At 70.4% G+C, this 23,158-nt stretch carries 21 protein-coding genes; 16 read left to right on the forward strand and 5 right to left on the reverse strand.

The genetic code is table 11. The annotated features are described in order from the left end of the window. Nucleotides 1-17: 17 nt before the first annotated feature. Together ABN611_RS26590 and ABN611_RS26595 are read right to left on the reverse strand one after the other, a co-directional pair. On the reverse strand, nucleotides 18-950 hold the full coding sequence (locus ABN611_RS26590; protein ID WP_350274960.1) for a hypothetical protein: 933 nt from the start codon (nucleotides 948-950) through the stop codon (nucleotides 18-20). 10 nt (nucleotides 951-960) lie between these two features. Continuing rightward, complete coding sequence (locus tag ABN611_RS26595; protein WP_350274961.1) at nucleotides 961-1,668, reverse strand: GntR family transcriptional regulator; 708 nt, start codon at nucleotides 1,666-1,668, stop codon at nucleotides 961-963. Between the two features lie 107 nt (nucleotides 1,669-1,775). Here ABN611_RS26595 and ABN611_RS26600 point away from each other — a divergent pair, with 107 nt between their 5' ends. The 4 genes from ABN611_RS26600 to ABN611_RS26615 are packed head-to-tail and all read left to right on the forward strand — an operon-like array spanning nucleotide 1,776 to nucleotide 5,354. Next, nucleotides 1,776-2,636 (forward strand): ROK family protein, encoded by an 861-nt coding sequence (locus ABN611_RS26600; RefSeq protein WP_350274962.1) that lies wholly within the window; start codon nucleotides 1,776-1,778, stop codon nucleotides 2,634-2,636. Next, on the forward strand, nucleotides 2,633-3,400 hold the full coding sequence (locus ABN611_RS26605; RefSeq protein ID WP_350274963.1) for an SIS domain-containing protein: 768 nt from the start codon (nucleotides 2,633-2,635) through the stop codon (nucleotides 3,398-3,400). The genes ABN611_RS26600 and ABN611_RS26605 overlap by 4 nt, the downstream gene beginning before the upstream one ends. Then, nucleotides 3,397-4,092: an SDR family oxidoreductase gene (locus tag ABN611_RS26610; RefSeq protein WP_350274964.1), complete on the forward strand. Its 696-nt coding sequence runs from the start codon at nucleotides 3,397-3,399 to the stop codon at nucleotides 4,090-4,092. Before ABN611_RS26605 ends, ABN611_RS26610 begins: the two co-directional genes overlap by 4 nt. Next, on the forward strand, nucleotides 4,092-5,354 hold the full coding sequence (locus ABN611_RS26615) for an FAD-dependent oxidoreductase (protein ID WP_350274965.1): 1,263 nt from the start codon (nucleotides 4,092-4,094) through the stop codon (nucleotides 5,352-5,354). Before ABN611_RS26610 ends, ABN611_RS26615 begins: the two co-directional genes overlap by 1 nt. Here the strand turns inward: ABN611_RS26615 and ABN611_RS26620 are convergent. Both ABN611_RS26620 and ABN611_RS26625 read right to left on the reverse strand, forming a co-directional pair. Then, complete coding sequence (locus ABN611_RS26620; protein WP_350274966.1) at nucleotides 5,351-7,198, reverse strand: beta-L-arabinofuranosidase domain-containing protein; 1,848 nt, start codon at nucleotides 7,196-7,198, stop codon at nucleotides 5,351-5,353. The two genes, ABN611_RS26615 and ABN611_RS26620, sit on opposite strands and share 4 nt — an antisense overlap. Then, nucleotides 7,195-9,282 (reverse strand): exo-alpha-sialidase, encoded by a 2,088-nt coding sequence (locus ABN611_RS26625; protein WP_350274967.1) that lies wholly within the window; start codon nucleotides 9,280-9,282, stop codon nucleotides 7,195-7,197. Before ABN611_RS26625 ends, ABN611_RS26620 begins: the two co-directional genes overlap by 4 nt. Before the next feature lie 189 nt (nucleotides 9,283-9,471). On the opposite strand from ABN611_RS26625, the gene ABN611_RS26630 reads away from it, so the two are divergent. From ABN611_RS26630 to ABN611_RS26680, 11 genes are all read left to right on the forward strand, one after another. Then, a complete protein-coding gene (locus tag ABN611_RS26630; RefSeq protein WP_350274968.1) occupies nucleotides 9,472-10,491 on the forward strand; it encodes a LacI family DNA-binding transcriptional regulator in 1,020 nt (339 codons plus the stop codon). Further along, nucleotides 10,488-11,417: an ABC transporter permease gene (locus ABN611_RS26635; protein WP_350274969.1), complete on the forward strand. Its 930-nt coding sequence runs from the start codon at nucleotides 10,488-10,490 to the stop codon at nucleotides 11,415-11,417. Before ABN611_RS26630 ends, ABN611_RS26635 begins: the two co-directional genes overlap by 4 nt. Then, nucleotides 11,414-12,313 carry an ABC transporter permease gene (locus ABN611_RS26640; protein WP_350274970.1) on the forward strand — a complete coding sequence of 300 codons (900 nt, stop codon included), beginning with the start codon at nucleotides 11,414-11,416 and terminating at the stop codon, nucleotides 12,311-12,313. Before ABN611_RS26635 ends, ABN611_RS26640 begins: the two co-directional genes overlap by 4 nt. Nucleotides 12,314-12,350: 37 nt before the next feature. Then, the gene (locus ABN611_RS26645) at nucleotides 12,351-13,865 is read left to right on the forward strand and encodes an ABC transporter substrate-binding protein (RefSeq protein ID WP_350274971.1); all 1,515 of its coding nucleotides are present in this window, start codon (nucleotides 12,351-12,353) and stop codon (nucleotides 13,863-13,865) included. Then, nucleotides 13,862-14,839, forward strand: coding sequence for an ABC transporter ATP-binding protein (locus tag ABN611_RS26650; protein WP_350274972.1), 978 nt, complete (start codon nucleotides 13,862-13,864; stop codon nucleotides 14,837-14,839). Before ABN611_RS26645 ends, ABN611_RS26650 begins: the two co-directional genes overlap by 4 nt. Continuing rightward, complete coding sequence (locus ABN611_RS26655) at nucleotides 14,839-15,606, forward strand: ABC transporter ATP-binding protein (protein ID WP_350274973.1); 768 nt, start codon at nucleotides 14,839-14,841, stop codon at nucleotides 15,604-15,606. Before ABN611_RS26650 ends, ABN611_RS26655 begins: the two co-directional genes overlap by 1 nt. Next, on the forward strand, nucleotides 15,603-17,462 hold the full coding sequence (locus tag ABN611_RS26660; protein WP_350274974.1) for a trehalase family glycosidase: 1,860 nt from the start codon (nucleotides 15,603-15,605) through the stop codon (nucleotides 17,460-17,462). The genes ABN611_RS26655 and ABN611_RS26660 overlap by 4 nt, the downstream gene beginning before the upstream one ends. Continuing rightward, on the forward strand, nucleotides 17,459-19,063 hold the full coding sequence (locus ABN611_RS26665; protein ID WP_350274975.1) for an FAD-dependent oxidoreductase: 1,605 nt from the start codon (nucleotides 17,459-17,461) through the stop codon (nucleotides 19,061-19,063). The genes ABN611_RS26660 and ABN611_RS26665 overlap by 4 nt, the downstream gene beginning before the upstream one ends. Continuing rightward, nucleotides 19,063-19,950, forward strand: coding sequence for a dihydrodipicolinate synthase family protein (locus tag ABN611_RS26670; RefSeq protein ID WP_350274976.1), 888 nt, complete (start codon nucleotides 19,063-19,065; stop codon nucleotides 19,948-19,950). Before ABN611_RS26665 ends, ABN611_RS26670 begins: the two co-directional genes overlap by 1 nt. 103 nt (nucleotides 19,951-20,053) lie before the next feature. Then, the gene (locus ABN611_RS26675; protein ID WP_350274977.1) at nucleotides 20,054-20,947 is read left to right on the forward strand and encodes a hypothetical protein; all 894 of its coding nucleotides are present in this window, start codon (nucleotides 20,054-20,056) and stop codon (nucleotides 20,945-20,947) included. Between the two features lie 30 nt (nucleotides 20,948-20,977). Then, nucleotides 20,978-21,883, forward strand: a complete 906-nt coding sequence (locus ABN611_RS26680) for a hypothetical protein (RefSeq protein ID WP_350274978.1) — start codon at nucleotides 20,978-20,980, stop codon at nucleotides 21,881-21,883. A 91-nt stretch (nucleotides 21,884-21,974) separates the two neighbouring features. Here ABN611_RS26680 and ABN611_RS26685 read toward each other — a convergent pair whose 3' ends face one another. Then, the gene (locus ABN611_RS26685) at nucleotides 21,975-22,199 is read right to left on the reverse strand and encodes a hypothetical protein (protein WP_350274979.1); all 225 of its coding nucleotides are present in this window, start codon (nucleotides 22,197-22,199) and stop codon (nucleotides 21,975-21,977) included. Nucleotides 22,200-22,257: 58 nt separating this feature from the next. Here ABN611_RS26685 and ABN611_RS26690 point away from each other — a divergent pair, with 58 nt between their 5' ends. After that, on the forward strand, nucleotides 22,258-23,124 hold the full coding sequence (locus ABN611_RS26690) for an MFS transporter (RefSeq protein ID WP_350281686.1): 867 nt from the start codon (nucleotides 22,258-22,260) through the stop codon (nucleotides 23,122-23,124). The last annotated feature ends 34 nt before the right edge of the window (nucleotides 23,125-23,158 follow it).

A 23,158-nucleotide genomic window follows, 5' to 3' on the forward strand; every position in this document is an offset into this window, starting at 1 on the left:
AGCCGCAGTCGGCAACGTCACAGCGGCGCTCCCGACAGGAAGCGTGCCGGGGTACGTCGCATGACCTGGTCCACGAGATCGGGACCCAGGTGCTGCTCCAGGCGGGGAAGGAACCGGCGGCCGAGCACGTCCATGCCCGGGCCGCCGCCGTACGCGCGCAGCATGGAACGGCGGCCGACGTCGGTGCCGAGGCAGACCTGCCCGGCGAGGCCCGCGGCGGCCATGCCCTCGAGGAGGTCCAGGATGCGGGAGTCGGGACCGTACTTGATCCGGCCGATGGTGTCGTAGACGAGGTAGGCGCCGCGGGACGCGAGTTCGCCGTGGAGTCCCAGGTCGGGGTTGCGGTCCAGGTGGCAGAGCATGACGCGCGAGGTCGCGTCGAGCCGGTCGAGAATCTCGTGGCCGAGCGTCCCGGTCTCCGTGTGGACCGCGATCGGCACGCCGGTGCGGCGGCCCGCTTCGGCGCCGGCGTCGAACCAGCGCGCCTCGTCGGAGGTGATGCGCTGGTAGGAGGCGCCGAGCTTGACGATGCCGGCCCGGACGGTCGTCGGCACCGGCCGCGGTCCGGCCCAGTCGCGATCGTCCATCCCGACCGTCAGATCCGTGAGCAGCACGTCGAGAAGGTCGTCCGCGGAGACCTCGCGCGCCCAGTGCCAGGCCGGATAGTGCGCCGAGCGGTGGTAGCCGGTCGCAGCCACGACATGCACACCGGCATCGGCGGACAACTGGGCCAGCGCGGCCGGCCGGCGTCCCAGACCGACCGGGGTCAGGTCGACGATGGTGGAGATCCCGCCGGCACGTACGGCGGCGGCCTCGGCGGTGGACTTCTCCGGATCCCAGAACTCGTCGCCGGCCAGTGCCGGGGTCCGGAGGAACAGATGCTCGTGCGCGTCGACGTACCCGAGCTCCGCGCCGGGAACCGGGCCGCGGACCGTCATCACCTCAGCCATGTCACCCATGTCACCGCGCCAGCGCGATGTGGAAGACGAACTCGTCTCCGGCGTACCGGGTCTGGGTCTTCTCCAGCGGATGCCCCTCCTGGTTGACGATCAGCCGCTCCTCGACCAGCAGCGCGGTGCCCGGCGCGACCTCGAGCAGCTCCGCGTCCTCCGGCCCGGCGTTGACCGCGACCAAGGTCCCCGACGCGCTGGTCGGCTGCTCGCCGAGCGCTCGCAGCGCGTCGTGCAGGGACGAGTGCTCGAGGTCCTCGGTGAGTACGGCGCTGCAGGACATCGGCAGGACGACGTCCTCGATCGCGATCGGCTTGCCGTCCGCGAGCCGGAGCCGGCGGACGTGGACCACCTTCGACCCCGGCGGGAGGTGCAGCGCGGCAGCCTCGTCGTTGCTGCCGGTGCGGATCCCGGCGGTGAGGATCCGGGAGCCGGCGACCGCGCCGCGGCGGTCCATCTCCTCGGTGAACGACCGGAGCCGGGCCATGTCGCGATGGACCTTCGGCTCGGCGACGAACGTGCCGACCCCGGGCACCCGGTAGATGAGCCCTTCGTCGGCGAGCCGTTGCGCGGCCTGCCGGACGGTCATCCGGCTGACGTCGAACAACGCGGTCAGCTCGGCGTCGGACTCGATCGCGTCGCCTGGGCGGAGGCCGGCGATCCGGCTGCGCAGGTGGCGCTCGACGGCCTGGTGTCTGGGGATCGATCGGGGAGTCACGCGGATAGTCTAGACAGGCTGACCCGGAGCGCAAGCACCTCTTGACGAACGCAATCCAGGCGGCCTACGGTCACCTGTCTAGACAGGCTGTACAACAGGAGGCGCAGATGCTCGGCATCGACATCGGAGGCACCCGGACCAAATGGGTCCAGTGGTCACCGGAGTACGGCGTGCTGGACCACGGCGAGCTCGCCACGCCCCGAGACCTCCGGGCCGTCGTCGAGCTGACCGTCGCCCTCATCCGCGACGCGGACGTCGCGGCCGCCGGCATCGCCGTACCCGGGTGTCTCTCGGACGACCTGCGCCGGATCGAGTTGCTGCCGAACCTGCCGGGACCGTGGGCGGACCTACCGTTCGCGGACGAGGTGGAGACCCGGACCGGCGTACCCGTCCGGCTCGTCAACGATGCAAGGGCATTTGCCACGGCCGAGCTGCGGATGGGCGCGGCGCGCGGCGTCGACGACGCACTGTTCGTGACGATCGGCACGGGGATCGGCGGTGCGCTCGCGCTGAACGGCGAGGTCGTCCGGGCGCGCGGTGACGCGGTCGGCGAGCTGGGGCACATGATCTGCCGGCCCGACGGTACGGCGTGTGGCTGCGGCGCGCGCGGTTGTCTGGAAACGGTCGCCGGCGGCTGGGCGCTGGTCGCGCAGGTCCGGGCGCGCGGCGGGCGAGCGGAGACCCCCGAGGACGTGGTCCGGTCGACCGGTCAGGTCGAGCGGGACGTGCTCGACGACGCGGGCCGCGCACTCGGCCTGGTGCTGAGCAACGTCGTCGCCTACACGGGCGTGACGACCGTGGTGATCGGCGGTGGTGTCGCGCCGGCCTTCGCCTACCTGCGCCCGGCCGTCGAAGCCGAACTCGTGCACCGCGCCCGGCTGACCGGCCCGGTCGACCTCAGGCTCGCACACCTCGGACCAACCGCCGGCGCACTCGGCGCCGCGATCATCACAGGAGCTGACAGATGAGCTGGATCGCCGCGGCCTTGCCGGTGCTGGACGAAGTACGGCGGACGCAGGACGACGCCATGGAGCAGGCCGCCGTCCTCGCGGCGAAGTCGATCGCGGGCGACGGTGTGGTCTACGCGTTCGGGACCGGACACTCGCGGATGCCGGTCGAGGAGATCTTCCCGCGGTACGGCTCGTTCCCCGGTTTCCACCCGATCGTCGAACTGTCGATGACCTTCCACAACCAGGTGGTCGGTGCGAACGGGCAGCGGCAGGCGATGTTCATCGAGCGGATGCCGGGGCTGGCCGACCAGATCCTCGCCAACTTCCGGCTCCGGCCGGTCGACAGCCTGCTCGTGTTCAGCGTCAGCGGCCTGAACGCGGTACCGATCGAGATGGCCGCCGGCGCGCGGCGCGCCGGGCTGCCGGTGATCGCGGTGACGTCGCTCGCCGAGACCCGGGCGGCCGAGCCGCGGCACCCGAGCGGCACCAGACTGACCGACCACGCGGACGTGGTGATCGACCTCTGCTCGCCGGTCGGCGACGCGTTGTGCCGGGTCGACGGCGTGGCCGAGCCGATCGGTCCGGTCAGCACGTTCACGGCCGTTGCCGTCGTCAACGAGATCAAGGTCCGTACGGCGCGGATCCTGGCCGCCGACGGGATCGTCCCGCCGGTGATCACCAGTTCCCGGCTGGTCGGCGACGACCGCAGTACGGAGCTGTTCGAGGCGGCGTACGACGAGTTCGCGCGGCGCGCGGCCGGCACTCTGCGGGCGGAGCGGTGAGTGCGCCGCGCGTGCTGGTCGCCGGCTCGGAGGGCGGTATCGGCAGCGCCTGCGTGGACACGATCCGCGCCGCGGGCGGTGCGGTGTACGGCGTCGACGCCGGGACGATCGACATCACGCAACCAGGCGGCGCGGAGCGGGCCGTCAACCAGGCGTACGACGTCCTCGGCGGACTCGACGGGGTCGTGCACGCGATCGGCATGTCCGGGCGCCGGCTCGGCGACGGAACGATCGGCGACTGCACCGACGAGGCCTGGGCCGAGGTCCACCGGGTCAACCACGAGTCGGTGTTCCGGTTGCTGAGGGCATCGATCCCGAAGCTGACAGGTGGCGGCTCGATCGTCGTCATCGGATCGGCCCTGGCGACTTCGCTCCACCGGGACTTCCGCACGGTCGCCTACGCGAGTGCCAAGGGTGCGCTGATCCCGCTGGTCCGGTCGGCCGCATACGACGCCGCGCCCGCCGGGGTCCGGGTGAACCTGGTCGCGGCCGGGCTGGTCGACACCCCGATGGCGCGCCGCGCGCTCGGCTCCGCCGAGATCAGCCGCCGGCTGCCCGAGCTGATGCCGCTCGGCGGAGTGGCCTGCACACCGCGGGAGATCGCGGACGTCGTGTCCTGGCTGTTGTCGCCGGCGTCCCGGCGGACGACCGGAGCAGTGATCCCTGTCGACGGAGGGTGGCACCTCAGGTGATGTGGAGTGGCGATGTCGTCGTTGTCGGAGGTGGCTCGGCCGGTTGTGCCGCGGCGGTTGCTGCGGCGCGGGCGGGCGCGCGGACGCTGCTGATCGAGGCCACCGGCTTTCTCGGCGGGACCGGGGCGGCAGTGCTGGACACCTTCTACGGGTTCTACGCTCCAGGTCGCGCCGATCGCGTGGTCGGCGGGATCGGCTGGGAGCTCTGCGAGCGGCTGTTCGCGTGGGACCAGGCATTCGAGCGGCCGAACACGTACGGCGCGGGCACCGGCGTCACCTACGAACCCGAAGCACTGAAGCTGGCGTGGGACGAGCTGACCGCGGAGCCGGGCCTCCAAACGTTGCTGCACGCAACGGTCACCGACGTGCTCATGGAGGCTGGGCGGATCACCGGGGTGGTCGTCGAGACCAAAGCCGGCCGCGGCCGGATCCTGGCGCAGGTGCTCGTGGACGCAACGGGTGACGCTGAGCTGGCCTGGCGCGCCGGAGCGGCCTTGGAACGGCCCGACGGCGAGCAGCGTGTGCAGCCGCTGACCGCGACGTTCCGGCTGGGCAACGTCGACCTCGCGGCCACGCCGACCAAGGAGCTGCACCGGTTGATGCGAGAGGCCGCGGCGGAGTTCGGCCTGCCGCGGACCGAGGGATCGGCGCACCGCACCGTGCTGCCGAACGTCGTGCACACGAACATGACCCGCGTCAGCGACGTGAACCCGCTCGACCCGTGGCAGCTGTCGGAGGCCGAACGCGAGGGCCGACGCCAGGTGCGCGACTACGTGCGGTTCCTGAAGGAGCGCGTGCCCGGCTACGCGGAGGCGTACCTGCTCGGCGTCTCGACGCGGATCGGAGTCCGGGAGAGCCGGCGCCTCGTCGGCCGGTACGTGCTGACCCGCGCCGACGTCCTCACCGCCCGGCGGTTCCCCGACGAGATCGCGCAGTGCGGTGCGCCGATCGAGGACCACGCCGCGGGCTCGTCGACGATCTGGAAGTACGTCGGCGGTGCCGGGGACCCGACCGGATCGACGTACGGCGTTCCGTACCGGTGTCTGCTGCCGCGCGAGGTGACCGGCCTGCTGGTCGCCGGCCGCTGCCTGTCCGCGACCCACGACGCGCACGCGTCCGTCCGGTCGATGGCACAGTGCATGGCCATGGGGCAGGCGGCGGGCACGGCGGCCGCCATCGCGGTCGCGTCCGGCCGGCCGCCTGCCGACCTCGACGTGGAGGTGCTCCGGGACGAGCTACGGAAGAACGGAGCCCTGCTCTAGGTCGTGGGAATCCACACCCGCATGGCGTGCGGGCCACGATTCGCCCAGGCGTAGTAGGGGATCAGTGTGATCGGTACCGCTCGTCCAGCAGCCCGACCGGCGGTGTAGAGACTGTATGGCGAGTCCTGACCGGAGATGGCCAGTCCTGTCGTGCGGAGGACCGTCACGCCGTCGAGCAGCTCAGGGCGCGGCTCCGCCTCCACAGGCGCGGTGGGGTCGATCCGGAGGTCCTCGACGGTAGCCACCTGGTCAGGCTGTTCGACGGCGTACACCAGTGGCCCGCGAGCCACCGCGACGCAGCCGCGCGTAGCGTCCAAGTACTCACCGGACACCACCAGCCGCGGGTCCATCGGCAGTTCCAGGACAACCCGTTCGCCGACGCGGAACACCTTGCGCAGCCTGGCATAACCGGTGTCGACAGGCCGATGGTCGAGAGTCGCGCCGGCAGCCCACTCAGGGACCCGCAGCGCGAGCTCGACCTCGTGCTCCGGCGCCTCCCGCACCGTCACCGTGACGCGGCCGTCCCACGGATAGTCGGTCTGTACGTCGACAGCGAACGAGCCGGCGCGATGCGATCCGGTGGCGTACTGGTGGAGCTGCAGCCCTTCTTCGTCGCCCGTCGCCAAGTACGCCGGAACGCTCGCGAGCATGCGCATCACGTTCGGCGGGCAGCACGCGCAGTTGAACCACGGCTGCCGGCCATGCGCCGGCGAGCGCTGCACGTCACCCCGAGCACCGGTCCGCCGATGCAGCGTGTTGACGTAGAAGTACTCCGCCCCGGTGAGCGAGACCCCGGGCAGTACGGCGTTGTAGAGGATCAGCTCCATCTGGTCGGCGTACAAGGGATCGCCGGTCGCGAGCAGCAACCGCCATGCCCACTGCAGAGCGCCGATCGCGGCACACGTCTCGGCGTACGCGCGGTCCGGCGGCAGCTCGTACACGTCGCCGAACGCCTCACCGTCCCAGCGGGACCCGACCGCCCCCGTGACGTGCTGCTTCCGCAGGCGCATCGCGTCGTACTGGCGGCGCACCGCGTCCAGCAGGTCCGCGTCCCCGGTCTCGATCGCGACGTCCGTGGCGCCGGCCGCGAAGTACACCGCGCGGACCGCGTGCCCCTCCACGGTGTCCGCGATCCGCACCGGTACCCGGTCCGCGTAGTGCGCCGGATTGCCGTAGTGCGACGGGTCGAACCCCGGCTTCGTGGCACGTCCCTGTCCGCGGGCCTCGACGAAGTACGCTGCGAGCTCCAGGTAGCTCGGCTCGCCGGTCTGCCGGTACAACTCGACCAGACCCAGCTCGACCGCCGGATGCCCGTCGAGCTCGCGGCGCCCGTCCGGGCCGAACGTCGCGACGAGCTGGTCCGCGAACCGGGTCGCGACGTCCAGCAGGTCGGTGTTCCCGGTGGCGCGGGCATCAGCCATCGCGGCCTGGAAGAGATGGCCGGCACAGTACAACTCGTGGCTCATCCACAGCCGGTCGTACCGCTTCTCGCCGCGCACCTGGATCGCCGAGTTGAGGTACCCGTCGTCGCCTTGCGCGGCGGCGACCGTACGGCGCACCTGCTGCACGCCCGGCGACTCGTCCCGCTCCCAGGCCGCCGCCTCCAGCCACTTGTACACGTCGGAGTCCCGGAAGCTGCCGCCGGTGGCCACCCCGGCCGCGTCGCCGGCGGCGATCTCCAGGTTGCGAATGTTGCCTGCATCAACCAAGCGCTGATGCCCCACCGGGATCGCGGCGCGGTTCGCCGCCATCCGGCGGTGCCAGAACCCTCCTGTCACCCGGTTGTCCGGCAGCGGCCGCAGTACGACGGCCGCCGCCGGCCCGGGCAGCACCGGTGCGATCATGCCGGCTGCCTCCGGAAGCGCACGGCGTCCGCGATCACGACGTTGCTCGCCGCGTCGCTGAGTTCGACGTACCCGTCGATCCCCGCCTCGAACCGGAACGTGCCGAGCGAGACCCATTCGCCGGTCCGGAGCTCGGGGACACCACGCTGCGTCTGGTCGACCGCGACCGGCGTGACACCGTCGGCGTGGTGGACGACGTACGTCGCATCGGTCGCGCGGTTGGTCCCGGCCGAGAACGACGCGAGCACCTCGTACCGGTCGCCGCCGGGCAACGCCGGCCGCCAGCGTGCGACGTTCGCGCCGGTGCCCTTGGCGTGCGAGGTGTAGTTGAAGCCGTAGTAGCCCGGTACGCCGCGGCTGCTCGGCCAGGTGCCGACCACCGAGAAGCCGAGGTCGCCGCCGTTGTCGACGGTCACCTCCTCGCGGACGTCGGGCGAGTGCGCGGACCGGACCATGCTCAGCTCGTCGAGCGACATCGTCGTACCGCCGCCGCGCCCGGCGCCGGCGGAGGTGAAGCGGATCGTGTGCCGGCCCGCCTGCAACCGCAGCCGGCCGAGCAGCGCGACGGCGTACCCGTCGAGGCGGAAGGTGGTGAAGTCGAAGCTCGAGTTGCGCAGCGGGCGGCCGTCCACCGTGACGGTCACCAGGCCGCCACTGGACGAGCGGTGGTAGCGCAGCCAGAGCTCGTACTCGGCGTCGCTGCCCGCGGTGACGGAGTACTCGATGAAGTCGCCGGCGGCGTCGGGAGTGAAGACCGCGCGGGCGCCGCGGCGGGCGGTGGGTTCACGGACGACGGCGACCGTGCCACCGGAACGACGTGCGGCCGGAGCGGTGTTGCCGAGGTCGAAGCTCCGTTCGGACAGCTGCGGGCCGGTCGCGAGGCTGTCACGGCCCTGCGTCAGCCACTCGAGGTTGAAGCGGGCCACGGATACCCGGCGCGGGCTGCCGTCGAGTTCGCCGTCGCAGCCGTAGAGCAGGACGATCGTGCCGTCCGAGAGGTGCGCGAGGTCGGAGTAGTACGAGCGTCCCGGGTTCACGGTCCGGCTGTAGCGGAACGAGTACCCCTCGTCGTAGCTGACCGACACGGTCATGTTCCAGCGCATCGGTGCGTCGGGCCGGCTGAACACCATCCGGCCGCCGGGGTAGTTGATGAGGCTGTTGTCGCAGCCGTTGAACAGGCCCGCGTTGAAGTCGAGCGTGGACTCCGACCAGGTCTCACCGCCGTCCGAGCTGACGGCGATGCCGCGCGGCCAGTCCTGGCCGGAGCCGGGCCGGCTGTTCATCACGACCGTGCCGTCGGAGCGTTGCACCAGCCTGGCCTCGCCGAGCGCAGGCAGGTCGGTGCGCATCGGCACTTCGCCGCCGGCCTGCCAGGTGCGGCCGTGGTCGTCGCTGTAGATGGTCGAGACGCCGTAGTTGCGCTGGGCGGCCGGTACGCCGGTGATGATCGTGCGGTGCGAGACCGTGAGGACCAGGCGGCCTGACGCGAGCTGGATGCCGTGCCCCGGGCCGGGTCCGTGCATCGCCCAGTTGTACGGGAAGTGGTCGAACATCCCGGCGAGGCTGCGGCGCTCGCTCCAGGTCGCGCCGCCGTCGGTGCTGGAGATGACGTACACGGTGCTCGAGTCGGCCGAGCAGCTGGTGTTCTCGGGCAGCTGCTCGCAGAGGTTGTGGAACAGGAACACCTCGCCGGTGCTCCGGTCGACCACGAACGTTGGGTTGGCCCACGTTTCGCGGTCGACCGCGACGGCGACCGCCTGGGTCGCGGTCCAGGTCTGTCCGCCGTCCGTGCTGCGGCGGATCAGCAGGTCGTGCGGTCCGGCGTCGCACGTCTCGTGACGGCCTTCGGTGCAGGCGATGATCGTGTCGTCCGGCAGCACGACGAGGCCGTAGACGAAGTAGCTGGCGAGTGGGTCGACCGCCGAGTCCCACAGTGTGGTCTCGGCGAAGTACGGCGCGCGCGGACTGCCGGTGGCGCCGTCCGGAGTGACGCCATGGGAGGCCGCGAGTGCGGGCGAGGGAAGGGCTGCCGCGGCGGTGCCGGCGGCGAGACCGAGGGTGAAGTTCCGGCGACTGATCGACATGCGTTCGCTCCTAGGCGTCCGTGACCGGGATTGGCCGGACGTTATCCACGATCGCCGCCGGGCGCCAGATGCTAATGGGTATTAGCTTTTTGATCGACGAGTTTCGCGACATGCTGTTGACACACGGCGGATCCGAGGGCGAAACTCGGCGACCACAGGTGCTAGCTCGTATTAGCAGGAGTGATGCGGATGAGTCCCGGACCGGCGCGGCGCCCGACGCAGGCCGACATCGCCCGGCTGGCCGGTGTCAGCCAGGCCACGGTGTCGCTGGTGCTGAACGAGCGTGATTCCGGCGTCCGGATCAGCCCGGCCACGCGGGACCGCGTGCTGGCGGTGATGCGCGAGTGGGGGTACGTCGCCAACGCCTCGGCGCGGTCGCTGGCCGGCGGCCGGAACAAGATCCTCGGCGTCTACACGTTCGAGGCGGTGTTCCCGACCACGAGCATGGACTTCTACTTCCCGTTCCTGCTCGGGATGGAGCAGGAGGCCGCCGAGCTCGGCTACGACCTGCTGCTGTTCACCAGCACCGAAGGCGAGCGGCAGATGTTCCGCGACGGGTCGACCCGGCTGTCGCTGGCCGACGGGGCGCTGCTGCTCGGCCGCAACCCGCGGAGCGAGGAGATCGAGCAGTTGCGCGACTCCGGCTACCCGTTCGTGTACGTCGGCCACCAGGAGGTGCCGGGGGCGCCGGTGTCGTACGTCGCGGCGGACTACGCCGGTGCGACCGAGCAGCTGACCGAGCGCCTGTACGGACTCGGCCACGAACGCGTCGCCTACGCGCGGCTCGGTGACGGCGACGCGCAGCCGAGCCGCGATCGCGAACGGGGCTTCCGGCAAGGACGACGGCAGATGGCGCCGGTCTGGACGCTCGAGTCCCTCGACGAGGTCGAAGGACTGGTCACCGAGATCCGGCACGGCGGGATCACCGCGCTGGTGGCCGAGCAGGTGCTGCTCGCCGAGGAGATCGAGCGGCAAGGGGTGTCGATTCCCGGCGAGCTGAGTGTGGTCGTGCTCGGCGACTCGATCGGCGCCCGGCGGCACGACACCGCCTGGACCGGCCTGGTGGTGCCGCGCGAGGAGATGGGACGCCGCGCCACTCGGTTGCTGGTCGGCCAGCTGGAGAGCCCGGAGACCACCGCGAAGAACGAGAGCGTCGAGTGCCCGCTCACCGACGGCACGACCGTCGGTCCGCCACGGAGTGCAGCATGATCAGGGTCGTCGTCAAGCGGCTGCTCGTCGGGGTGCTGGTGATGTGGGGTGCGGCCTCGCTGATCTTCGTGATCGTCCGGGTCGCGCCCGGTGATCCGGCCACGCTGATGCTCGGACCGGACGCACCTCCGGAACAGGTCCGGGAACTGACCGCGAGACTCGGTCTCGACCAGCCGCTGCCGCTGCAGTACCTGAACTACCTCGGCGACGTCGTCCGGCTGGAGTTCGGCGACTCGTACCTGTTCAACCGGCCGGCGATGGCCGAGGTCCTCGAGCGGATGCCGGCCACCGCCGAGCTGATGCTCGTCTCGACCGCGATCGCGGTGATCGCCGGCCTCGTGCTCGGCTTGATCGCCGGCGGACGGCCGGGTGGTGCCGTCGACCGGGTGGTGTCCGCGGGCACCATCGCGCTGCAGTCGTTCCCCACGTTCTGGACCGGGATCATGTTGATCCTGCTGTTCGCGCTGGCCCTGCGGCTGCTGCCGAGCGCCGGAGCCGGAACGCCCGCGCACCTGGTGCTTCCGGCCGTGACCCTGGCGCTGCCATTCACCGCGACGGTCGCGCGACTGACCCGGACCAGCGTCGCCGAGACCATGCACGAGCAGTACATCCAGACCGCGCGGTCCAAAGGCCTCACCGAACGCCAGGTGCTGCTCGGCCACGCGCTGCGGAACTCGCTGATCCCGGTCGTGACGATCGTCGGCCTGCACATGGGCGGCTTGATGGGCGGCGCGGTCGTCGTCGAGAACGTGTTCGCCTGGCCCGGCGTCGGCACGCTCGTCGTCGAGTCCGTGGCCAACCGGGACTACACGGTGGTTCAGGCGGCCACGTTCCTGGTCGCCGGCATCGTGATGGCGTTCAACCTCGCCGCCGACCTCGTCTACTCCCAGCTCGATCCCCGCATCCGCCTGGACGGTGCCTCGTGACCGCATCCCTGACGACGGCCTCCGTGGCCGATGCAAAAGATCAGCCGGCCGCCGTACGACGTCGTACCGCTGCCCGGCGCTGGCTGAGCCGCGTGCCGTACGTCGTACTCGCCGGCTACGCGGCCGTTGCGCTCGTCGGGCCGCTGCTGATCGACTACAACCCGGTGCAGGCCGATCTCGCGAACCGGCTGTTGAAGCCAGGGGCGCAGCTGTCGTCCGGCGGCACCGCGTGGCTCGGCACCGACGGGCTCGGTCGCGACGTCTTCGCCCAGCTCGTGTACGGCGCCCGGACGTCGGTGCTGATCGGGATCTCGACGGTCGTCGTCTCGGCCGTCGTCGGTACGGCGATCGGCGTCACCGCGGGTTACTTCCGCGGCTGGCTGGACACCGTGCTGTCCCGCGGTATCGACATCCTGCTCGCATTCCCCGCGATCCTGCTGGCCATCGTGATCGCGGGATCCTTCCAGCGCAGCGTCGTCGTGGTGGTCGGCGCGTTGTCGGCCACCGCCTGGATCTCCTTCGCCCGCGTGACCAGGGGTACGGCGCTCTCGGTGCGCGAACGCGCCTGGGTGGACGCGGCGCGGGTGCTCGGGGTACGGCGGAGGTCCATCCTGGTCCGGCACGTGCTGCCGTTCGCGGCCGGACCGGTGGTCGCGCTGGCCACGCTCGAGTTCGCGCTCGTCGTGCTGGCCGAGGCCGGGCTCAGCTTCCTCGGGATCGGCCTGCCGAGTTCGGCGGTGTCCTGGGGCCAGACCATTGCCAACGGCAAACAGTATCTCGCCACCGCCTGGTGGATCTCCGCGCTGCCAGGCATCGCGCTGTCGCTGCTGATCGTGAACATCGGGATCCTCGGCGATCAGCTCACCGCCCGCTTCGGTCGCGGCGGGCTCAGATGACATCCATCGATCGACCCCGGCAGACAGGAACCATGCCATGACCAGATCCCCTGCCCGGCTCGCGGGCCTCGTGCTCGCGGCGACACTCGCGTTCACCGGATGCAGCACCACCAGCGGCGGTGGCGGCGGCACCGCGAAGTCCGAGGTCACCGTCGCCGGCACCTACCCGATCCAGAACCTCGACCCGGCCAGTCCGCAGGGCGGCGGCAACACCGGCACCCAGCTGGTCGCGCAGGAGCTGTTCAGCCGGCTCGTCCGGCCGCGCCAGGACGGTACCGTCGAGGGCGACCTCGCCACCGAGTGGAAGGCGAACAGCACCGCCTCGGAGTACACCTTCACGTTACGCAAGGACGTGAAGTTCAGCGACGGCTCGCCGCTCACCGCGAAGGACGTGGTCGCGTCCTTCCAGCGGCTGCTCGACCTGAAGAGCACGAACGCGGCCAACTTCACCGACTACACGATGACCGCGCCGTCGGACACCGAGGTGGTGCTGAAGGCGCCGAAGCCGGACGCGGCGCTGCCGCGCAAGCTGGCGATCTTCTACGTCATCCCGGCCAAGGTCACTGGTGAGGACCCTGACTTCTTCAAGAGCCCGGTCGGCTCGGGGCCGTTCAAGCTGGACAAGTTCGATCCGTCCGGCTCGGTCTCTCTGGTTCCGAACCCGGAGTACTACGGCGGCGCGCCGAAGCTCGAGCGGGTGACGTTCCGGACGATGCCGGAGCTCGCCGCCCGGATGACCGCGCTGCGCACCGGTGAGGCGGACCTGATCTGGGGTATCCCGGACGATCAGCTGTCGCAGGTGCAGAGCGACTCCAACCTGACCGTCGAGACCGTGCAGAGCACCGCGGTGTTCACCATGTGGTTCAACTCGTCGATCCCCGCGCTGAAGGACGCGAAGATCCGGCGGGCGCTGTGGCAGGCGGTCGACTTCCCGACCATCATCAAGCAGCTCTATCCGCAGACCGGCAGTGTCGCCGACGCCCCGGTCTCCGCGAACACGCTGGGGTACGCCAAGCAGCAGCCGGTGAGCCACGACCCGGCGGCCGCCAAGGCAGCGCTGACCGCGGCCGGCTTCGACTTCAGCAAGAAGCTCCGGCTGCAGTTCGCGAACGCCGAGTTTCGGCCGTTCAACCAGGCGGTCGTCTCGGACCTGCAGAAGATCGGCGTCCAGGTGGACCTGCTGGAGAAGGAGCAGGCCGTGTTCACCAAGGATCTGCTCGCGCTCAACTGGGACATCAACTTCCAGCAGCTGTCCAATCCGACGTACGACGCCGCGAACACGCTCGGCCGGCTGTACACCTGCAAGGCCAAGCGCAACGGCTACTGCAACCCGGAGCTGGACAAGCTGCTCGCCGCGGCGGCCGCGACGCCGGACGAGAAGGAGCGGACCCGGCTGTACGGCGAGGCGAGCGCGATCATCTGGTCCGACGCGGTCGGCATGTTCCCGATGGCCGTGAAGTACGCGTACGCGTGGAACAAGCGGCTCAGCGGGTTCACACCCGACCCGGCCGGCCTGCCGGACCTCGCCAAGGTGCAGGTCGGCACCTCATGACGGTTCCCGAGGCCGCGCTCGACGTGTCCGGGCTGGTCGTCGACCTGCCCGGGCGCGAAGGGCCGGTGCGCGTCGTCGACGACGTGTCGTTCACCATCACCCCGGCCACCACGGTCGGCCTGATCGGTGAGTCGGGCAGCGGGAAGACGATGACCGCGAACGCGGTGATCGACCTGCTGCCCGCGGGCGCCCGGACCGGCGGCACGTTGCGCTGGCAGGGGGAGGACCTGCTGCGGGCGTCGCGGACGCGGCGCCGGGCGGTGCGCGGGCACGAGATCGCGATGATCTTCCAGGATCCGCTGGCCGCGCTGAACCCGACGCAGACCGTCGGCCGCCAGGTCGGCGAGATCCTCCGTCGCGCCGGCCGCCCGTCCGACCAGGTACGGCGCCGCGTGATCGAGCTGCTCGACCGCGCCGGCATCCCGGAACCGGCGGCGCGGCTGCGCAACTATCCGCACGAGTTCTCCGGCGGCATGCGGCAGCGCGCGATGATCGCGCTGGCGCTCGCCGGCAGCCCGGCGCTGCTGCTGGCCGACGAGCCGACGACCGCGCTCGACGTCACCGTGCAGGCCCGGATCCTGCGGCTGCTCCGCGACATCCAGGAGGACGAAGGTCTGGCGATGCTGCTGGTCAGCCACGACCTGCGGGTCGTCAACCATGTCGCCCACCAGGTCGTGGTCATGTACGCCGGTCGTGTCGCCGAACGCGGACCCACGACGAAGGTGCTGAGCAAGCCGGCGCATCCCTACACGCGTGCGCTCGTGGACAGCGTTCCCGCCGTACGCACTCGTACGGCGCTCGCGCATCCGCTGCCGGGAACGCCCGCGACACCGGCGAACCGGCCGGCCGGGTGTGCGTTCCACCCGCGCTGCCCGCTGGCGCGGGACGTGTGCCGTACGGAGCAGCCGGCAGTCCGGGAGTTCGGCTCCGGTCGCTGGTCCGCGTGTCACTTCGCCGAGGAGCTGGTGGGCTGATGCTCGAAGTGCGTGACCTCGAGGTGGGCTTCGGCAGGTCCCGGCGGCGGTTCAAGGCGGTCGACGGCGTCAGCTTGACGGTCGGCCCGGACGAGACGGTCGGCCTGGTCGGTGAGTCCGGATCCGGCAAAACGACGGTGGCCAGGGTGATCGTCGGTCTGGTGAAGCCAGACGCGGGCGAGGTGCTGTTCGACGGTGCACCGCTCGGGCCGGTCGGACGGCGCCCGGCCGCGCTGCAGCGCGCCGTACAGATGGTGTTCCAGGATCCGCGGTCGTCGCTCAATCCCCGGATGACCGTCGCGGCGGTGATCGAGGAGGCGTGGCGGACGCACCCGGAGGCCGCGCCGTCCGGGGACCGGGAGGCCGCGTTGCATCGGCTGCTGGACGACGTCGGGCTCGATCCGTCGGTGTCCCGGCATCGTGCCTCCGAGCTGTCCGGCGGCCAGTGCCAGCGGGTCAGCATCGCGCGGGCGCTGGCCGTCAAACCGCGGCTGCTGGTCTGCGACGAGGCGGTATCCGCGCTCGACGTGTCCGTGCAGGCGCAGATCCTGCGGTTGCTGGTCGACCTCCAGCAACGGCACCACCTGTCGATGTTGTTCATCTCGCACGACCTCGGCGTCGTCCACCAGATCGCGGACCGGATCGCCGTGATGCGCCGCGGGGTCCTGGTCGAGGAAGGCGCGGCCACCGACGTCCTGGGCGCTCCACAGCACGAGTACACCCGCAGCCTGCTCGACGCAGCGCTCGAACTCACGAAGGAATCATGACCGACGCTTACGCTCGCCTGCAGACGGATCTGGCCCGTGGCTGGAACACCTGGGACACGCGCAGTGTGCTGACCCAGGTCCTGCTGCCCGACGCACTGGGGCTGTCGTTCGGCCTGAAGGAGTACTACCGCGGTACGTCGTTGCGCACGGCACAGATCGGCCGCCGGACCGAGGGCGCGGAGACCGTCACCCTCGGCCCGCACGCGTACGACGGGAGCTACACCGAGACCACGGTCAGCTGGGCAGGTATCACGATCCGGGTCCGGACGGCCCATGCCGACGGCGATCTCGTCGTGTTGGTGACCCCAACAGCCAACCAGCGGAAGAGTGCACTGCTGACCGTTGCCGTCGGCTACTTGTGGAACCGGGCGGGCACGGTCAGCCGGTCCGGTGACCGGATCACGGCCACCGGTCCGCACGGCAGCGTCGACGTGTTCGCGACCGCGCCGCTCGTCGACGATCCGTACGTCGACATCGACGGGCCGTATCTCGCGGTCGAGCTGACCGGTGCCGTCGGTGTCAGCACCGGGCGGCGCCGCGACCTGGCCGAGATCGCGCGGATCGTGGACGCGGCGTCGGCGCCGTACGGTCAGCAGGATCCGCATCAGGACATCGTCCGGGACGCGATCTCGTGGAACACGATCTACGAGCCGTCGCAGTCGCGCGTGGTGACCACGGTGAGCCGGCTGTGGAACGTCGGCAAGCGCGGTGGGTACGCGCTGTTCTGCTGGGACGCGTTCTTCAACGCGTTGCTGGCGGCGGTGTCGAGTAAGGAGCTCGCCTACGTCAACACGGTCGAGATGCTCCGCGCGATCACCCCGGACGGCTTCGTCCCGAACGTCGAGCAGGGCACCGGGCGGAAGACGTACGACGGTTCGCAGCCGCCCGTGGGCTCGATGGTCGTGCTCGAGTTGTACCGCCGGTTCGGCGAGCGGTGGTTCCTCACCGAGACGTTCGACGCGTTGCTGTCCTGGAACCGGTGGTGGTGGCGCGTCCGCCGCGACGGCGAGCTGCTCTGCGCCGGGTCGACGTACTTCGATCCGGAATTCCCGTCACCGCAGGACATTCCGCGGATCCACCAGCACTTCGGCGCGACCTGCGAGTCCGGATGGGACGGCCATCCGGTCTTCGACGACGTGCCGTTCGACCAGGCGAAGAGCCTGCTGGCGGCGCATGACGTCGGGCTGAACAGCCTGTACGCCGCCGACTGCGAGGCACTGGCGGAACTCGCGGACATCCTCGGCGAGACCGCGGCCGCAGCCGAGTTGCGCGAGCGGCGCGAAGTCGTCGTACGGGCGATGGAGTCGTTGTGGGACGAGACCCGAGGGATCTATCGCAGCCGCCGCACGGACACCGGGCTGCTGACCGAACGGCTGTCGACGATGAGCTTCTATCCGCTGCTCGCGGGCGTCGGCGTGGGCGAGCGGGCGGCCCGGATGGTGACCGAGCACCTGCTGCCCGACGACGCGTTCGGCGGCGAGTGGATCCTGCCGACGTCGCCGCGGTACGAGCACATCGAGCTCAAGGAGACGAGCTACTGGGAGTACCGCGCGTGGCCGCCGGTGAACTTCCTGGTCTACCTCGGCCTGCTGCGCGCGGGCGAGAAGGACGCGGCCGCCTGGCTGGCCGACGGCAGTGGCCGGCTTGTGCTGAAGGAGTGGAACGAGCACCGGCACGTGCACGAGAACTACTCCAGCATCCACGGCGGCGCGTGCGACAAGCCGAACAGCGAGCCGTTCCAGACCTGGGGCGCGTTGCTCAGCCTGATCGTCCTGATGGAACGCGGCGACGTGAACTTCTTTGCCGATCTTTCCGACTTTGCTGATCCCTCTGACAAGGAGAGTGGCGCGGTATGACGACAGCCGAGGCCGATGTTCTGATCGTCGGCGGCGGGATGGGCGGGGTCGCCGCGGCGCTGGCAGCGTTGCGCCGCGGCCGGACCGTGCTGCTCACCGAGGAGACCGATTGGCTCGGCGGACAGTTGACCAGCCAGGGGGTGCCGCCGGACGAGCATCCGTGGATCGAGCAGTTCGGGGCGACCCGCTCGTACCGGAAGCTGCGGGACGCGATCCGCGACCACTACCGCAGGTGGTACCCGCTGACCGCGGAGGCGCTGGCGGTCGCGGACCTGAACCCGGGGCAGGGGACCGTCAGCCGGCTGTGCCACGAGCCGCGGGTCGCGGCAGCGGTGCTGGCGGCGATGGTCGGGCCGTACGTCGCCGCGGGACGGCTGGCGATTCGCTATCTGCACCGCCCGGTGGCGGCTGAGGCCGATGGTGATCGGGTGACGTCGGTGACGTTCGCCGGTCCGGACGACGAGTTGTTTCACGCGCGAGCGCCGTACGTGCTGGACGCGACCGAGTTGGGCGACGTGCTCGAGCTGGCGGGCATCGAGCACGTCACCGGCTTCGAGTCCGCGGCGGAGACCGGCGAGCCGAGTGCACCGGCGCAGGCGCAGCCGGACAACATGCAGGCGTTCTCGTGGGTGTTCGCGGTCGAGCATCGGGCGGGGGAGGACCACACGATCGACCGCCCGGACCAGTACGGGTTCTGGCGTGAGTACCGGCCGCCGTTCTGGCCGGGGCCGCTGCTCGGGCTGCTGTCGCCGGATCCGCGGACGCTGGCGCCGGTGCAACGCACGTTCGTGCCGAACGCGTCGTCGGGGCCGGTGGTCGCCGACCAGAGCCTCGGGCCCGGCGACGAGGACCTGTGGGTCTTCCGCCGAATCGTCAGCCGGGTGCTGTTCCGGCCCGGGTTCGCGGCCAGCGACGTCACAATCGTCAACTGGCCGATGATCGACTACCTGCCTGGTCCGCTGATCGGCGTCTCGGACGACGAGCGAGCCAAGCATCTCGAAGGAGCCCGGAGCCAGGCCCTGAGCATGTTGTACTGGCTGCAGACCGAGGCGCCGCGCCCCGACGGCGGTACCGGCTGGGCGGGGCTGAGGTTGCGGCCGGACGTGATGGGCAGCGCGGACGGCCTGGCGAAAGCGCCGTACATCCGGGAGTCCCGCCGGATCCGCGCACGCCGGACGATCGTCGAGCACGACCTGTCGCTGGCCGTGCGTGGTGAACGCGGCGCCGTGGCGTATCCGGACAGCGTCGGGATCGGGATGTACCGGATCGACCTGCACCCGTCGACGGGCGGGGACAACTACATCGACGTGGCCAGTTGCCCGTTCCAGATCCCGCTCGGCGCGTTGCTGCCGGTCCGGGTCCGCAACGTCCTTGCCGCCGGCAAGAACCTTGGTACGACGCACATCACCAACGGGTGCTACCGCCTGCATCCGGTCGAATGGAACGTCGGCGAGGCGTCCGGTGCGCTGGCGGCGTACTGCCTGGAGAACGACGTCGAACCGGCGCAGGTCCACGAGGATCCCGCCGTACTCGAGCGGTTCCAGAAGGAGCTGGTCGCCGACGGCTTCGAGCTGGCCTGGCCGCGGGTCCGGGGGTACTGATGCTCGACGGGGTCGTCGTACCGTTGGTCACTCCAATGTCCGAGCCGGGCGTCCCGTCGGCGGCGGCCGCCGAGCCGCTGCTGAGCGCGATGGCCGCTTGCGGCGTCCGGCGGTTGATGCTGCTCGGCAGCAACGGGGAAGGACCGCTGATCCCGTACGACGTGACGGGGGCGTACGTCGGCGGCGTGGTCGAGCGATGGCGTGCGCTCGTACCTGACGGCGTGATCATGGTGAACGTGACGGCGGCCGGAACCCAGGAAGCCGGTCGCCGCGCGGCGGACGCCGCGGCCGCGGGGGCCGACGCGTTGGTGTCGAGTCCGCCGACGTTCTTCCGGCATCGCGACGACGAGGTGGTCGCGCACTTCGCGGCGCTCGGCGTTCACGGGCTGCCGGTGGTGGCGTACAACACGCCGCGCTCCACGCCGCTCAACCGGTCGATCGTGGAGGGCTTGCTCGAGCTGCCGCACCTGATCGGCGTCAAGGATTCCTCCGGGGACCCGGCCACGCTGGCGCTGCTGATCTCGGCGGCACGGCCCGGATTCCAGGTGAGCCAGGGAGACGAGCACCACCTCACCGACGCACTCCGCGCCGGCGCCCACGGCATCACCCCCGGCATCGCGAACCTGGCGCCCCGGCTGGCGCTCGACCTGTTCACCACCCGCGACGACCAGGCCCAGCAAGCAGTCAACGCGCTGACCGCGATCCACCAGATACGCCCCGGCGTACCAGCCGTCAAAGCCATCCTCCACACCCGCGGCCTCTGCCCACCCCACACCTCCCCACCCCTGGCCCCCTGCACACCCACAGAACTCCACAACCTCCTCGAAACGGTCGCTCCCGCAGAGCACTATCTGATCCAACCCGCCACAGCCCGGCCGCGGAGTTAGTGACGGTCGCGCGCGCCTGCTCCGGTGGTGGTTACGCTCCTTCGCGGCGTTCGGGTGCCATCCTGCGGTGCCGGACCAGACTTGGCTGGAGGAGTTTCCCCTGATGCGTAAATCCATCGTGGCCGCCGCGACGGCGCTGACGGTTGTGGCGGCCGGTGTCGTCGCCGGTGTCGCCGTGACCGCCCGGTCGGCGACCGCGGCACTCAGCGATGTTCCGGCGGACTGCAGCGTCTTCACGGCGGCGTACCGCTCCGACGGACAGCGTCTGACCTACGAGTACTCCGCCGGCCGGACCAGCACCAAGGCCTACACCAACGACCGGCTCCCGTGGGTACCGTCGGCGTTTCAGCAGCTGGGCGGGGCCGGTAGCGACACCAGTTTCCGCACCACCGAGTTCGCGGCGCATCCGACCAGCGGCTGGCTGTTCAAGGTGAGCCGCCAGGGCCAGCTGAACAGCGACGGCGCCTGGACGGTCGTGGCGAGCAGTGCCACCCAACTCGTGAACGACTTCGGCAGCACCAGGATCCTCGCGTACGGCTACCCGTACCTGTACCGCGTCTCGGGCAGCTCCCTGTACCGCTACACGGTGGGCGCGACCGACGGCGTACCGAGGTCGCGAGTGCGGCTGGCCGGTTCGGCCTGGGACACCCTCAACACGTTCACCTACGAGCGCACCGAGGGGACGGGAGACGCGGCCGTCGACGTGCTGATCGGTACCAAGGCCAACGGTGAGCTCAAGGAATGGCGGATCAAGCGGACCACCCCGACCAGTGCGATCTCGTCGACGGTGCTGAAGCCCGCCTACTGGGCCAAGTTCAGCAGCCTCAGCACCGGCTACTGCCAGGACCACCCGGGTGGCCGGCCGCTGCTCGGCATCACCACGGCCGGCGCCGCCTCGGTGCACTTCGACGCCAACCAGAAGGACCGCAGCGGCGCCGACATCAAGGGCGGTTCCCTGGGTTCGCTCGGCTGGACCGCCAAGGCCTACGGCCAGTAGCCGATTCCACTTTCCCTGCAGGAGATTCTTTTGAAGCGCAAATCCATCCTGGCCGCCGCTACAGCGCTGGCTGTTGTCGCGGCCGGTGTTATCACCGGAGTGGCCGTGACCGCGAGGTCGGCGAGCGCGGCACTCAGCGACGTACCGAAGGACTGCAGTATCTCCACGAGTGCTTACCGGTCCGACGGGCAGCGTCTGCTCTATCGCTACGCGGGCGGGACGACCAGTACCCGGCAGATCGCCGGGGACAAGCTCGGTTGGGTGCCGACCGCACTCGATACGTTCCTTTCGTCCGGGAGTTCGGCCTCGTTCATGGACAGCAGCCTGGCCACGCATCCGACCGATGGCTACGTCTACTACATCAAGCGTTCCGCCGAGCAGGTCGACGGCGCGTGGAGGATCACGTCGCTCACCGTCACCCGCGTACGGTCCGGGTTCGCCGGGACCCGGGCCATCACGATGGCTTGGACGGCGGCATCGCCGTACTTCTATCGCCTCGCGGGCAACTACCTGTACCGCCACACGCTCACCTTCGTCGACGGTCAGCCCCAGATCTCGGCGGGCGTGCAGCTGCCCGGCAGTACGTGGAACACGGTCAACACCTTGAAGTACCAGCGCACCGTGGGAACCGGAAGCGCGGCGGTGGACGTGCTGATCGGCACCAAGGCAAACGGCGAACTCAAGCAGTGGCGCATCAACTACGCCAGCCCGGCGACGTACAGCTCGCTCGTCCTGCGCGCGAGCGGCTGGGGGTCCTTCACCAGCATCAACGCCTGGGCAGCTTGTGACGAGCACCCGCGGGGCCGTGTGCTGCTGGGGATCAAGGCAACCGGTGCGGCATCGGTGCACTTCGATGCCGACCAGTACGACGGCGACGGCTCCGACATCAAGGGCGGCTCCCTCGGCCTCCTCGGCTGGACCGCCAAGGCCTACTAGTCCGTCGTACGACGGAGACGCCCTGGCTACTGGCGCAGGGCGTCTCCTCTGATGGTGCGGACGTAGATCCACGAGGATTTTTGTGGGGTGCTCAGATCGGGCAGGTGGCGATCCCGCTGACCGCGCGGTGACCGCGCTGGGTGCGGGCACCGCGGGCACCTCGTTGCTGCAGACCGCCCTCACGTTGCCGTTCGTGCTCCTCGGACTGCCGGTCGGTGCCTGGCTCGACCGGATGCGGAGAAGGCCCGTCATGATCGCCGCCGATCTCGTGCGGGCGGCGGCGCTGCTGACCGTCCCCATCGCTGCACAGGCTCACGATGCTCCACCTGCTGGCGGTTGTGGTCGTCGTCGGTGTGGCAACGATCTAGTTCGACCTGGGCACTCAAAGCTTCGTCAAGGACATCGCAACCGGGCCGCACCTGGTGCGTACCAATGCCAGGCTGGCGACGATCACCCAGGCAGCGCTGATCTGCGCACCACCCCTGGCCGGCTGGGCCGCCGGGCTCCTCAGCGCGCCGACGGTCCTGCTGGTGATGGCCGCCGGGTACCTGTGGTCCGCAGTCTGGCTGTCCACGATCACCAGTTCCGAGTACGCCGCGACGTACGCCGACCAGTCACCGCGTTCGCTGCTGCGGGAGATCCGCGAGGGACTGGCCTTCGTCGCGCGGGAGCCGGTACTGCGGACCGTGGCCACCGCGGGTTCGATGGTGAACATCGGGATCGCCGGGGCGATGACCTTGCTGCCGGTGCTGACGTTGAAGCACCTCGGCTGGAGCCAGGGGCAGTTCGGCACGTTCCTCGGTGCCGGTGGTGTCGGCGGGCTCATCGGCGCACTGTCAGCGGTTCGACTCGCCACCGCGTGGGGCGCCGGCCGGGCGGTCCTGGTGGTCGGGATCGCCGTCGGACCGCTGGCCTTCGCGCTGCCACTCCTCGGGCGACCGGTGCCGGGCGTGGTGGCCGCGGTCGGGTGGGGGCTGGTCCTGTTCAAGGTCGGCTTCGACTCGGTCCTGATGATGACCTTCCGCCAGCAGGTCACACCGGCCGGTCTGCTCGCTCGGGTCAACGGCGTGATGCGCGTGGCGTTCACCGGCGCCGTCGTACTTGGAGCAGCCGCCGCCGGAACACTCGCTGCCACACTCGGCATCCGCTGGGCACTGGCGGCCGCCGCGACCTGCCTGGCCTGCGTATGGATCCCGATCGCACTGTCACCACTGCGGCGCATGAGCATCCTCAGCCGATGAGGGTGTGACCTTCCGCGACCAGTCGTCGCGTCGG

The sequence above is a fragment of the Kribbella sp. HUAS MG21 genome (genome assembly GCF_040254265.1).
Classification (GTDB): Bacteria; Actinomycetota; Actinomycetes; order Propionibacteriales; family Kribbellaceae; genus Kribbella.

Coding starts and splice junctions, on each gene's coding strand:
- ABN611_RS26590 (WP_350274960.1), bottom strand. CDS start 950: ATGGCTGAGGTGATGACGGTCCGCGGCCCGGTTCCCGGCGCGGAGCTC.
- ABN611_RS26600 (WP_350274962.1), top strand. CDS start 1,776: ATGCTCGGCATCGACATCGGAGGCACCCGGACCAAATGGGTCCAGTGG.
- ABN611_RS26605 (WP_350274963.1), top strand. CDS start 2,633: ATGAGCTGGATCGCCGCGGCCTTGCCGGTGCTGGACGAAGTACGGCGG.
- ABN611_RS26615 (WP_350274965.1), top strand. CDS start 4,092: ATGTGGAGTGGCGATGTCGTCGTTGTCGGAGGTGGCTCGGCCGGTTGT.
- ABN611_RS26620 (WP_350274966.1), bottom strand. CDS start 7,198: ATGATCGCACCGGTGCTGCCCGGGCCGGCGGCGGCCGTCGTACTGCGG.
- ABN611_RS26625 (WP_350274967.1), bottom strand. CDS start 9,282: ATGTCGATCAGTCGCCGGAACTTCACCCTCGGTCTCGCCGCCGGCACC.
- ABN611_RS26630 (WP_350274968.1), top strand. CDS start 9,472: ATGAGTCCCGGACCGGCGCGGCGCCCGACGCAGGCCGACATCGCCCGG.
- ABN611_RS26635 (WP_350274969.1), top strand. CDS start 10,488: ATGATCAGGGTCGTCGTCAAGCGGCTGCTCGTCGGGGTGCTGGTGATG.
- ABN611_RS26645 (WP_350274971.1), top strand. CDS start 12,351: ATGACCAGATCCCCTGCCCGGCTCGCGGGCCTCGTGCTCGCGGCGACA.
- ABN611_RS26650 (WP_350274972.1), top strand. CDS start 13,862: ATGACGGTTCCCGAGGCCGCGCTCGACGTGTCCGGGCTGGTCGTCGAC.
- ABN611_RS26655 (WP_350274973.1), top strand. CDS start 14,839: ATGCTCGAAGTGCGTGACCTCGAGGTGGGCTTCGGCAGGTCCCGGCGG.
- ABN611_RS26660 (WP_350274974.1), top strand. CDS start 15,603: ATGACCGACGCTTACGCTCGCCTGCAGACGGATCTGGCCCGTGGCTGG.
- ABN611_RS26665 (WP_350274975.1), top strand. CDS start 17,459: ATGACGACAGCCGAGGCCGATGTTCTGATCGTCGGCGGCGGGATGGGC.
- ABN611_RS26670 (WP_350274976.1), top strand. CDS start 19,063: ATGCTCGACGGGGTCGTCGTACCGTTGGTCACTCCAATGTCCGAGCCG.
- ABN611_RS26675 (WP_350274977.1), top strand. CDS start 20,054: ATGCGTAAATCCATCGTGGCCGCCGCGACGGCGCTGACGGTTGTGGCG.